10 protein-coding genes are annotated in these 12450 nt (G+C 38.2%); 5 read left to right on the forward strand and 5 right to left on the reverse strand.

From position 1 onward, the window contains the following. Nucleotides 1-20: 20 nt before the first annotated feature. Nucleotides 21-809 (forward strand): TraX family protein, encoded by a 789-nt coding sequence (locus CC204_RS14130; protein ID WP_088270751.1) that lies wholly within the window; start codon nt 21-23, stop codon nt 807-809. 48 nt (nt 810-857) lie between these two features. Here CC204_RS14130 and CC204_RS21530 read toward each other — a convergent pair whose 3' ends face one another. Together CC204_RS21530 and CC204_RS21535 are read right to left on the reverse strand one after the other, a co-directional pair. Next, entirely contained in the window at nt 858-1472 is a 615-nt protein-coding gene (locus CC204_RS21530; protein WP_227011162.1) for a hypothetical protein, read from the reverse strand. A gap of 128 nt (nt 1473-1600) precedes the next feature. Beyond that, the gene (locus tag CC204_RS21535) at nt 1601-2017 is read right to left on the reverse strand and encodes a hypothetical protein (RefSeq protein WP_227011163.1); all 417 of its coding nucleotides are present in this window, start codon (nt 2015-2017) and stop codon (nt 1601-1603) included. A 174-nt stretch (nt 2018-2191) separates the two neighbouring features. Between CC204_RS21535 and CC204_RS14140 the strand changes: the two genes are divergently transcribed. The 4 genes from CC204_RS14140 (at nt 2192) to CC204_RS14155 (ending at nt 8307) form a co-directional block, all read left to right on the forward strand. Then, nucleotides 2192-3433 carry a competence/damage-inducible protein A gene (locus CC204_RS14140; RefSeq protein WP_088270752.1) on the forward strand — a complete coding sequence of 414 codons (1242 nt, stop codon included), beginning with the start codon at nt 2192-2194 and terminating at the stop codon, nt 3431-3433. 114 nt (nt 3434-3547) lie between these two features. Then, nucleotides 3548-4597 (forward strand): recombinase RecA, encoded by a 1050-nt coding sequence (gene recA, locus CC204_RS14145; RefSeq protein WP_088270753.1) that lies wholly within the window; start codon nt 3548-3550, stop codon nt 4595-4597. Between the two features lie 260 nt (nt 4598-4857). Next, entirely contained in the window at nt 4858-6414 is a 1557-nt protein-coding gene (rny, locus tag CC204_RS14150; protein ID WP_088270754.1) for a ribonuclease Y, read from the forward strand. Between the two features lie 240 nt (nt 6415-6654). Then, nucleotides 6655-8307 (forward strand): peptide ABC transporter substrate-binding protein, encoded by a 1653-nt coding sequence (locus tag CC204_RS14155; protein ID WP_088270755.1) that lies wholly within the window; start codon nt 6655-6657, stop codon nt 8305-8307. A 238-nt stretch (nt 8308-8545) separates the two neighbouring features. Here the strand turns inward: CC204_RS14155 and CC204_RS14160 are convergent, their stop codons facing one another. The 3 genes from CC204_RS14160 to CC204_RS14170 form a co-directional block, all read right to left on the reverse strand. Further along, complete coding sequence (locus CC204_RS14160) at nt 8546-8884, reverse strand: MucBP domain-containing protein (RefSeq protein WP_088270756.1); 339 nt, start codon at nt 8882-8884, stop codon at nt 8546-8548. Further along, a complete protein-coding gene (locus tag CC204_RS14165) occupies nt 8862-10307 on the reverse strand; it encodes a helix-turn-helix domain-containing protein (protein ID WP_088270757.1) in 1446 nt (481 codons plus the stop codon). Before CC204_RS14165 ends, CC204_RS14160 begins: the two co-directional genes overlap by 23 nt. A 74-nt stretch (nt 10308-10381) precedes the next feature. Next, nucleotides 10382-12304: a MucBP domain-containing protein gene (locus CC204_RS14170; protein ID WP_088270758.1), complete on the reverse strand. Its 1923-nt coding sequence runs from the start codon at nt 12302-12304 to the stop codon at nt 10382-10384. Between the last annotated feature and the right edge of the window lie 146 nt (nt 12305-12450).

Raw genomic sequence — 12450 nt, forward strand, 5'->3', positions numbered from 1 at the left:
CGAATAAGGAGAAGATATGAATGGAACGTTTTACGGCAAGTAAGTATAGAGGACTTACGACATTTGATTTGAAAATCTTAGGAATCATTCTTATGTTTATCGATCATATTCATCAAATGTTTGTACCGATGGGGGCGCCAAATTGGTTGGATTGGTTTGGACGACCTGTAGCCACATTATTCTTTTTTGTTAGTGTAGTTGGATTTAGCCATACTCGAAGCAAAGAGAAATATATGCTGCGACTGTATTTAGGAATGATCATTATGACCTTTGGCAGCTTTTTTTTACAGAAGTTTGTGGGATATGAAGAAGTTCAGTTAATGAATAATATCTTTAGAGATCTTTTTGTCGGTACATTGATGATGTATGGGATCGATCAGCTATCAGAAGGAGCATCCAGCAAAAAAATCGGTAAGATCGTTTGGGGTCTGGTGCTTATTTTATTCCCGATAGTGACGTCTGTTATTCTAATTTCTTTGATGTCAAATCCATCAACTATGTTTGCAGCAGTTTGGATCGGTAATTTCATTCCAGCATTATTATTTACGGAGAATAATTTCTTAGTATTATTGATCCCACTAATGTATTTAGCAAAAAATCATCGTTGGATTCAATGTTTACTGATTGGTTTAGCTGCTGTATTTTTCTTTTCGCAAGGCTCGACACAGTGGATGATGATTTTTGCAATCCTTCCGATCGCTTTGTTTAATGGGGAAAAAGGAAAAGGCATGCGGAATTTCTTTTACTTCTTCTATCCGCTGCACATTTGGATCTTGTATTTGATCTCTGCTTATATATACACACATTAATAATAAAAACACGTCTTCCGAAGCTGATAATTCGAAAGACGTGTTTTTTTAATAGCATTTAGAGCAAGGGGTTAATCCACGCGCAGTGGCATTTTCCAATGTATCAGGTGTGTACATACCATTTCCGCATTTTCGTGCGTGGTATTTTGAACCCGTCGGTGTAACTAAGACCATTTGTTGAACACCTTGTGTGTCTGGTGCAGGTGCTTCGGGTGTTTGGGCGGCTACAGCAGCGGCTTGTTGTGCTTCAGCTGCTGCTTGCTCTTCTGCTTTTTTCTGAGCTTCAGCAACCTTTTTTGCTTCTTCTTTTTGTGTGTCCAGTGTTCGTTTGACTCCGCTCGCTCGATTGCTTAAATCTTTATTGCCATTAGGCAACTCTTTGATGCGGGCAACGGCTTGATCGTAGTGTTCGTCCGTTGGTTCCTGCTCTGCTTTTTCAACAGCTGTTCGCGCTGCCGCAATAAGGTTTTCATTGTGCTCTTTCTCAGTGATTTTTTGCTGAACAGTAGATAACCGTTTTAACAAAGAATCTTTATTTAATGTTGCCTTATCTACTAAGGCAGTAGCGGAATCAAGCTGTTCTTTTGTTTGCTTCGTTTCAGCAAGTTCAACGGCTGCATAGATCGGTACATTTTCTTTGACGATCGCTAAGCGTTTCGTCAAATCTTCTTGTGTCAGCGAAGTGACTAATGTTGCCGCTTCATCGTAGTTTTTTTGTGTTGGATTTTTCTCTGCTAAAGCAAGCGCTGTTTCCGCTTGTTCAATGGATTCTTGTTCCTGTTTTGCTTCATTTAAGAATGCAATAAAAGCGTTTGAAGGCTTGACTGTGATAATTTCTTCTTTTTCTGTATTCCATGTGCGGCTGTGAATGTCACTTTTTTCGGTTGATCACTTGTCAAACTGACTTTATAACTGAAAGAACCGTCTTTCGTAGTAATTTGTTCGCCGTCTACACTCAGTTCACTTTCTTTATCTGTTTTCCCAGTGATCGTAGCGATTCCCTGGCTATTCGTTTTCAGTGAAGAGTCGTCAAATTCCAAAGTAGGCGAAGATGGTGATAAAACGATTGCTACAATCAATAAAAGTAGGCTGACCCCAGTTAAAAGCAGCGGTTTTTGCTTTTGTTTTCGTTGAATTACTGCTTTTACAGACAAAACACCACCTACAATGATCCCCAAAACACTTAATAAACCAATAATTGCACTCATATTTTCATTATTCCTCCTTTTTATGTATAAACAAATTGTATCATATTTTAAAATTAAAGACAGGAATTATACAAACTTGGTGAGAAACAAAGACAAGTTTCTGATGCGAAAAAAATTCTTGTGATAAAATGAAAGTAGAATGAATTGCGTATCTTAACAGAGAAGGGGAGAAAAATGAAAGCAGAAATTATAGCAGTTGGTACAGAGTTATTATTAGGTCAAGTCGTGAATACGAATGCGACATTTTTATCAGAAGAATTAGCGGATCTAGGTATTGAGGTATATTATCATACCGTTGTAGGTGATAACCCAGTACGTTTAGAGGCGCTATTGACACAAGCGCAAGAGCGTAGTGATTTGATTGTGTTATGCGGCGGCTTAGGTCCGACTGATGATGATTTAACAAAGGATACTGTAGCAGCTCACATTCATCATTCGTTGATTCAGGATGAAGAGGCGTTAGCACAGCTGCACGATTATTTTAACTTCTCTAAGAATAAAATGACGGAAAATAACCTGCGGCAAACACTAATGATCGAAGGTGGCAGAGCCATTCAGAATCCAGCTGGTTTGGCTGTAGGATCATTAGTTACGGAAGCTGATACAACTTATTTATTGTTACCGGGGCCGCCAAATGAATTGAAACCGATGTTCAAAAAAAATGCCCGTCCTTTGTTGGAAGAGCTTTTTCCCCAGCAAGAGCAGCTATTATCGCGAGTACTTAGATTCTATGGTATCGGTGAATCACAATTAGTCACAGAATTAAAGGGACTGATCGATAATCAGAGCAATCCAACGATTGCTCCATATGCTAAACCCAACGAAGTCACGTTGCGTTTGACTGCTAAAGTGACGGATCGCAAAGAAGGAGAGCGGTTGTTGGATCAGACTGAAGCTGAGGTCATGTCACTAGTAGGTGAGTATTTTTACGGCTATGGTGATGAGAATAGCTTAGTTGAAGTAACTGTCGAGCGATTAAAACAAGCTGGAAAAACCGTTTCAGCAGCGGAAAGCTTAACAGCTGGTCTATTTCAGAGTACTTTAGGAGATGTTCCAGGAGTTTCAGAGGTGTTTAAAGGAGGGTTTGTCACATACTCTGAACAGACAAAAGAAACGTTCTTAGGGATTGAACCCACCTTAATCGAAAAAAATGGTGTAGTTAGTGAAGCTTGTGCGATTGCAATGGCTGAGCAGGCAAGGATCTTGAGTGAGGCTGATTTTGCGGTTTCCTTCACTGGGGTAGCAGGACCAGATGAATTGGAGGGGCAGCCGGCTGGAACGGTTTGGATTGGATTGGCAGAAAAGGGGAAACCAACGATAGCAGAACTTCAGCATTTTACCAGAGACAGAAGGTATATCCGTCGAAGTGCTGTAATGAAGGGCTTGGATATGGTTCGTAGGGCTATTGATAAGTAAAAATAAAAAAGGTGAACGTTTGTTCGTTTTTCTCTTGCTTTTTTTAGATAAACCAGTTATGATATATTTATTGAAAAGGAACTTAAATCGTTTATATATAAGGAGGATTATCGATTGGCAGATGATCGTAAAGTGGCCTTAGATGCCGCATTAAAAAAAATCGAAAAGAACTTTGGTAAAGGTTCAGTAATGAAATTAGGGGAGAAGATTGATCAACAGATCTCTACGATTCCTAGTGGCTCATTAGCTCTAGACGTTGCATTAGGTGTCGGCGGATATCCTCGCGGACGGATCGTTGAAGTCTACGGACCAGAGAGTTCCGGTAAGACGACAGTTGCCTTGCATGCGATTGCATCTGTACAAAAACAAGGCGGAACAGCAGCCTTTATCGATGCGGAGCATGCCTTAGATCCGCAATATGCACAAAAACTAGGTGTAAATATTGATGAATTATTACTTTCACAACCAGATACAGGAGAGCAAGGCTTGGAAATCGCTGATGCTTTAGTTTCCAGTGGTGCGATCGATATTGTTGTTATCGACTCGGTAGCAGCCTTAGTGCCTCGTGCAGAAATTGATGGCGAAATGGGTGCCAGTCACGTTGGGTTACAAGCACGTTTGATGTCACAAGCATTGCGTAAGCTTTCAGGCTCTATTAACAAAACAAAAACGATCGCTATTTTTATCAATCAAATTCGTGAAAAAGTCGGTGTGATGTTTGGTAATCCCGAAACAACTCCAGGCGGACGTGCATTGAAATTCTACGCGACAGTTCGTTTAGAAGTAAGACGTGCGGAACAATTGAAGCAAGGAACAGATATTGTTGGTAACCGTACGAAAATCAAAGTAGTGAAGAACAAAGTAGCACCGCCATTCAAGGTTGCGGAAGTTGACATCATGTATGGTCAAGGGATTTCTCAAGAAGGTGAGCTTCTTGATATGGCTGTTGAAAAAGATATCGTAGACAAGAGCGGCGCATGGTACAGCTACAAAGAAGAACGCATCGGACAAGGCCGTGAGAATGTGAAAGTCTACATGCTGGAGCATCCAGAAATGGTTGAAGAAGTCTCTAAGCGTGTACGTGATGCTTATGGTATCGGCGACGGTACGGCAGTTGTTGAAGTAGAAGAAGGTCAAGAAGAATTACCGCTTGACGAAGAATAAGAACAATAAAGAAACAAACTAAAAAAGAGCTGTGATCGCTTTTTCTTGGTTTGTTTTTTTCTCTGATCTTATTTCTTGATTGGAACAAGGCGCTTTCAAATAGGAAAGGGCTTTTTTGAGTTGACACACTGGTGTACAAACATTAGAATAAAGTTGTGTATAACTACACGTATGCAAGTAGGCATATTGATAATTGATTATAGTTTATCAGAAAACTACATGAATATTGAAAATTTGAAGATAGTACGGAGGTGGAAACAATGGGTTTACAAATTCTCCTCGCTATTATCGGTTTAATTGTCGGTCTGGGTTTAGGGTTAGTCGTTGCAAAATCACGTCATGAAAAGGCTATAGATGGTGCAAAGTCTTCAGCTGCAGGTATTATTGAAAGTGCTAATAAAGAAGCAGAAACTCTGAAAAAAGAAGCTTTGCTAGAAGCTAAAGAAGAAAACCAGAAGTATCGATCAGAAATTGAAAGTGAGTTGAAAGAAAGCAAATTAGAACTGAAATCTCAAGAAAATCGCTTATTACAAAGAGAGCAAAATCTAGATAGAAAAGATGACTCTCTTGAAAAACGCGAAAACTCACTGGAAGAAAAAGAAGAGAAACTTGGTGCTAGACAGCAATTAATTGATGAGCGAGAAAAAGATGTAGAAGAACTAGTTGAAAAGCAACACCAAGAAATAGAACGTATTGCTTCACTATCGAAAGATGAAGCAAAAGATATCATCATGAAATCTACCGAAGAAGAACTAAGTCATGAATTAACTGTTATGGTGAAAGAATCAGAACAGCGTGCGAAAGAAGAATCTGATCGTAAAGCGAAGAACTTACTTTCATTAGCGATTCAACGTTGTGCAGCTGATTCAGTTTCTGAGACAACCGTTTCAGTTGTTAGTTTACCAAATGACGAGATGAAAGGTAGAATCATCGGTCGTGAAGGGCGTAATATTCGTACGTTAGAGACTTTGACTGGGATCGATTTGATTATCGATGATACGCCAGAAGCAGTAGTTCTTTCAGGATTTGATCCAATCAGAAGAGAGATTGCTCGGATGACCTTGGAGAAATTGATTCAAGATGGTAGAATTCATCCAGCTCGTATTGAAGAAATGGTTGAAAAGTCTCGTAAAGAAATGGACGAACGAATTCGTGAATACGGTGAGCAGGCTGCCTTTGAGGTTGGTGCACATACGCTTCATCCAGATTTGATCAAAATTTTAGGTCGTTTACGTTTCCGTACAAGTTATGGACAAAATGTATTGAATCACTCGATTGAAGTAGCCAAATTAACGGGTGTATTAGCAGCTGAGATCGGTGAAGACGTTCAATTAGCGAAACGTGCAGGTTTGCTGCATGATATCGGTAAAGCGTTGGATCACGAAATCGAAGGCTCTCACGTAGAGATCGGTGCAGAGTTAGCTGCTAAGTATAAAGAAAATGCGACAGTGATCAATGCGATCGCCTCTCACCATGGCGATGTGGAAGCAACGTCAGTCATTTCTGTTTTAGTAGCGGCTGCAGATGCATTGTCAGCTGCTAGACCAGGAGCTCGTAGCGAATCCATGGAAAACTATATTCGCCGTTTAGAAAACTTAGAGAATATCTCTAATGGTTTTGAAGGCGTTGAATCTAGTTTTGCCGTACAAGCTGGTCGTGAAGTACGAGTAATGGTTAAACCAGACGAAATTACCGATTTAGAAGCTGTACGCTTAGTACGAGATATTCGTAAGAAAATCGAAGATGACCTAGATTATCCAGGTCATATCAAAGTAACGGTTATTCGCGAAACACGTGCGGTAGACTACGCAAAATAAATCAAGAACTTTGAGAAACAGCCACTGCTGATAAGCAGGCTGTTTCTTTTTTTGGGTTTTATTGATTTGATCAATCACAGAAAATGGCTTTTTAGACATATTTTCACCCTATTTTTGTAAAATAAATGAGAAAAAGTTCAGAATATTTTTACTAAACTAGCTGCAGTGTTTTAATTGCTATAAGCCTACAACTTTGTTATATTCTTTATAGAATTTTATTAAAACTGGGGGTTTTTTAGTATGAAATTAAAGAAAAGCGCTTTTCTGGGTTTAGTTGCTTTATCGAGTATTACATTAGCTGCTTGCGGCGGAGGTTCAAAAAAGGCTGATGGTGGTACAAGTGGAGAGGAGAAAGTATTTCGTTTAGTTGAAAGACAAGAAATGCCTAGTGCAGACCCTTCATTAGCAACGGACGAAGTAAGTTTTGTTGCATTAAATAATGTCTACGAAGGAATTTACCGCCTAGATAAAGACAGCAAACCACAACCAGCTGGTGCTGCTGAAAAAGCGGAAGTTAGTGAAGATGGACTAACATATAAAATCAAATTAAGAGAAGATGCAAAATGGACAGATGACAAACCAGTAAAAGCTGAAGACTATGTATATGGCTGGCAAAGAACAGTTGATCCAGCGACTGGCTCAGAGTATGCTTATATGTTCAATTCTGTAAAAAATGCTGAAAAAATCTCTAAAGGTGAAATGAAAAAAGAAGAACTAGGGATCAAAGCGGTTGGTGATTATGAGCTTGAAATCACTTTGGAACAGGCTACTCCGTTTTTTGACTATCTATTAGCTTTCCCATCATTTTTACCACAAAGACAAGACATCGTTGAAAAATATGGCAAGGACTATACAACAGATAGCGATAAAGCGGTCTACAATGGCCCATTTACATTAACTGATTTTGATGGACCAGGAACAGATACAAATTGGTCTTATACAAAAAATGATAAATATTGGGATAAAGATACAGTCAAATTAGACAAAGTAACGATCGATGTTGTAAAAGAAGCGCCAACATCATTGAACTTATTCCAAGATGGTCAAGCGGACGATGTGCCATTATCTGGCGAATTGGCGCAGCAAATGAAGAGTGATCCAAACTTCATTACTTTAAAAGCAGCATCAACCTTCTATCTTGAACCAAACCAAATTGAGGAAAAATCACCATACCGCAATGCAAATCTGCGTAAAGCTTTATCTTATGCTATTGACCGTAAAGCGTTAGTGGATCAAATTTTAGCAAACGGTTCTACAGAACCGGAAGGGCTAGTTCCTGTAGGCTTGGCAGCTAATCCGAAAACAGACGAAGATTTCGCTAAGGAATCAGGAAATGATATCGTTTATGATGTTGATAAAGCTAAAGAGTCATGGAAAAAAGCCAAAGAAGAGTTAGGTATTTCTACTTTATCTGTTGATTTATTGATCGACGATACAGATAACGCGAAAAAAATGGCGGAATATCTACAAGGCTCACTATCTGAAACCTTAGATGGTTTAAAGGTATCTGTTAGTCCGGTACCATTTTCTGTACGTTTAGACCGCTCAAACAAAGGCGATTTTGAAATTGCAGTAAGTGCTTGGGGAGCAGATTACGCAGATCCAAGCAGCTTCTTAGATTTATTCGTTACAGGAAATGCTTATAATAGAGGACATTATACAAACCCTGAATATGATAAATTAGTGAACAGTGCTGCAACAACAAATGCCAACAATCCAGAAGCACGCTGGCAAGATATGCTTGATGCTGAAAAAGTCATCATGGATGACATGGGTGTTATCCCATTGTATCAAAAAGCAGAAGCACGTTTGCGTTCTGAAAAAATCAAGGATGTTGTGTACCACTCTACTGGAGCGAAATACGATTTCAAATGGACATACATTGAAGAATAAGAATTAACAATATAAGATAAGGCAGACAAAAGATTGTTTGCCTTATCTTTTTTCTTAATAAAGAGCCATCTAACTTGTATGTTGAATCGCAATGTTAAAATGAATGATAACTATTAAAAATCAAAAAATGAGAGCGAAACAAAACTAAAAATCAGTTTTGTTTCGCTCTCTAAATCTGAATAAACGCTTTTTGTCTCAGTCTCGTTCTTTCTTGAATAAATATTTTCCCCCAATCCCATTAAGAACGCATAGAGCCAAATAGAAAGATTCCAGAGAATCCGCGTAATAGCTCTCCGTAACGTGAGGACTGTTCACGACCTGGAGGTATTGTTGCAATTGTTGGCGGTATTGTGATCAGTTGAGAAGGAATGCTGCTCTTTTTTCTTCGATAAACAAAGACAATCTCTTGCGGTTCCTCTGTAAACTCACCTTCTTGTGAAGTAGAAGGAGTCACTAATTCCCACAGTTGGCGGTCAGCACCTTTAGCATAATAGACAATTGTTGTAGGTTGGATGACAAGTAAAGCAACGAGCAGTGTAATGAGAACGTACATCTTAAAAGAGCGTATTTTTTTCATTTTCTTTCTCCCTTAATTCAATGACTACATCCGCGAATTTAGCCCAATCGGAGGGAGTGGGCGGCTGTTTCCAGATGATTTGCTGACAGGTTGCTTTTTTTAATCGATAATCAGATAAAACAATTTGCGTCTCGTTATTGAATCTATTTTGGATGCTGATATTTAAATCACGAAATCGCTGTAAGCTTTGACAAATATACTCTGTATAAGCTAAGCCGTGTGAGAAATCAATGTAAATAGTAATAGGTCTTCCCAACTGTACAGGCTCTAATGAAGAAAGTACGGTAAACATTATGTCATAGTAAAGCTTTGCCTGATCATTTTTAGATAATTCTAAAGACAAAAGGAACGGCTCTTTACGGATAAAATGTAAAATCAATCTATGTAAGGAAGAATATACCTCAGCAAAATAACTATAGGCGGCAGTATCAACAAAGGTTGTATAATTTTGTCTAAAAATAGATAGACTAAGTAATTTTTTTAAAAATGAATCATATAACTCTTTTTTCTGACTATCTTTCACCTGAAACTGTCTGGACAGACTATTCAATAAGGTTTGTGCAGTTTCTTTTGTTTTGCTAAACATTTCTTTATTGAACGTTAATTCAAGATCAAGCATCTCCGAAACAAACAAAAAGGTTAGTAAATAATTGCTTTCTTTGGAAGATTCAGAGGTGGACTCTAATGACGGAGCTAAGAGTTGTTCGATCATCGTCAGCTGTCGTTGATATGTTTGCTGTGTTTTCTCGTTGATCATGCATAGATTCTCGTTGATCATATGCTGATTTTTGATTCTAATTTGAACAATATGGATAAATAGGGAGAGTTTCTTTTTCTGGAAAAAAGTTAAATCTAAATTGAAATAAGAGATCAGTAGCTGTAACAACTGTTTCGCTTCATTTCTACACTGACTGGAAAAAGGATAAGATTCTCCAAAATAAAAATAGGACACAACATCAAAAATGATCGATCGAACATGCATTTCTGGTCCGATCATTTTATTTTTTTGAATAAGTATTTTTTCTTTCTTTAAGCTGTTTAAAACTTTCGTACGTATTTGATATAGCGTTGTTTTCGCAATATGTTGTTCTTCTTGAAATTTTTTGACTGTTTTTTCCTCGATCAGTACCTCCACAAAAAAACGAAATTTTAATGAACGTTGGGCATACATGTGCTGTATTTTTTGGACGGTATCATTGGAAATCGCGTGATACGACATCTCATCGTAAAGCTCATCAGAAATCATTAGTTCAGGACATTCTAGATTCAATTCTTTTAAATACTTTTCCAATAAAAATTTGGATAAACCCGTTTGTTCAATTAATCTTTTTTGAGTCAAATATTGATCATTGTATGATTGCAGCGTCATAAGTACGGTGAGCTTATCACGATCTTCATCATCTAAAAAAGCTAAATAGTCCATTTATTTTCTCCTAATATAATAGTTGCCTAAGTGTCGATTTTGCCACAACCTCTAACTAGTTCACCGGATAGCGTCTATTTTGATCTAGGGGTCTTCTTTGCCGTTACTTTATACGACTCTCCGATTTTTCCTGTTAAAGTGTTGGATTTAGCCAATTCATTCCCCTTTTCATCAACAAATTTAACCGTAACAGAACCTTTTCCAGCATTCATATCGTCTTTTTTAGGAGCTTTTTTTTCATTAACAGCAGCACGTGGCTTTTTAAAACCTGCTGAGGTTTCAGGTAATAACGGTTGTTGTATGGCATCTACAGTTTGTACTGTTTTATCTGGTAGTTGATTGGTGTGTGTTTGCACCGTTGCAGAATGACTGAGAAAAGCTAAAGGCTGTGTTACTGTACCTGTTTCTGGCAGTACATTAGAAATGAGTGGTTCATCAACGGAAGGGACAGTTACTGACTCAACCTTTTTATAGATATAGTGTATCGTTTGTGCTTGTTTTGTAAACGTTCCTTCGCTATGTCCAATCTGTTGGATCAACTGATAATTTTCGATAGATTTCGGTTGAGATTGATAGGTAGCTCCTAATTGCCCGCTCAGTGTGTCAGAAGCTGCAAGTGGGGTATCTTTGTCGTCCGTATATAAAACAGTAACAGCGGCGCCTTCTGCTTTTTCGTAGATAAAGGTCAGCTCTTGCGCTTCTTGTGTAAATTTACCCTCTGCATGATCAGGGCTGGTAATTAAAATCCAGTCAGCTAGATCTTTCGGCTGGGCTTGGAAGGGCTCATCAATGTTTCCATTTAAAATAAGTGGTTCAACGATATCGTTGCCTGTTCTATCACGAAAGTTGATCGTAACTGGAGCACCAAGAATAGGATCATCCACAATAGTGAAATTCTGCAAATAAGTTCCAGCAGAAATCGAATAAAAACTGAGATTTGGAGGTGTCGCATAGCTTCCCACAGGATTATTGATGCGGGCATTGTAATACATAGTACTAAGATTTGAAGACTCTGCAGGTGTGACATGCAACACAGTGATTCCCTGTTCAGAGACTTGCAAACGATTTTCTGGTAACTGTGAACCATTAAATTTAAGGATCATCTCGTTGGCAGAGTTTGAAGTTGAAAATGGCGGTAAGTAACCATCGAAATTCGTTAGACGATCAGGCATCAAGGAAAACGGAATAAAAAGCGTTTCTTGCTCAGCATTATAGGTCAATGCTGAACGCGTAATGGTAGTTGCTGAGTTCATACGTCCGGTATTTTGCCCGAATGCAGCTAAATCGTTAAGCGCAGGAAATGCATTGATCACAGTGAAATCTGTGACCCCGCAAAACTGAATGGAAATTGATCGTAATTTAGGTAAAACCTTTAAAGGTTCGATTGTTGTGATGCCGATATTTGAATCTAGATAAAGACGTTGAAGCTCTGGAAACTGTGTCAGCTTTGGAAAAACATCATTGGTCAACTGAGCAGAACTTGCAGAGATGTGTGTGATGCCAGTGCTTTTTTTTAAATCAGGGAAGTTATCAGAGGTTAAGCTACTACCGCCTAATCTAACAAAAACGAGATTTGTTAACTGTTCCAAAGGACTAAAGTCAGTCACTTTACTAGTGAGCAAAAAAAGATCAGTCAGATTTACCGCATATTCTAGTCCAGATAAATCACTGATTTGAGCTGATTTATCTGATGGAATATTCAATGAAATCAAGGCTGCCATATCCTGTTTTGTCAAGTTGCTTGCGGGTGATTTACCTAATGTAGTCAAAATAGCTTCCTTTAAAACTGTGTCAGGAACGAGTTCTTGTTCAGTATCTATGGAATTAGGTACAGGGACTTGAGCGTCCATCTTATTTCCAGGAAGAGTAGAAGTCGTCTGCTCTACAACCGTTAGATCTTCTGGATTTGAAGCAATCACTTCAATTGGATCATTGCTAAAAAGGTAAAGACCGACACATAAAGCGGAAGGGAAAAACGTTTTCTTAAAATTAATCAATAGTATGTCCTCTCAATAAAATAATAATAGATTATGTGAAAATAAAGCAATATGTAACAAAAATAGATTAAATAATTTGTAAGAAAAAAATCATTAAAATATCTTTTGAGTTTAATAGAAATATTTTTTTAAAAAGAAATCCATTA

It is taken from the genome of Enterococcus wangshanyuanii, assembly GCF_002197645.1.
Taxonomy (GTDB): Bacteria; Bacillota; Bacilli; order Lactobacillales; family Enterococcaceae; genus Enterococcus_L; species Enterococcus_L wangshanyuanii.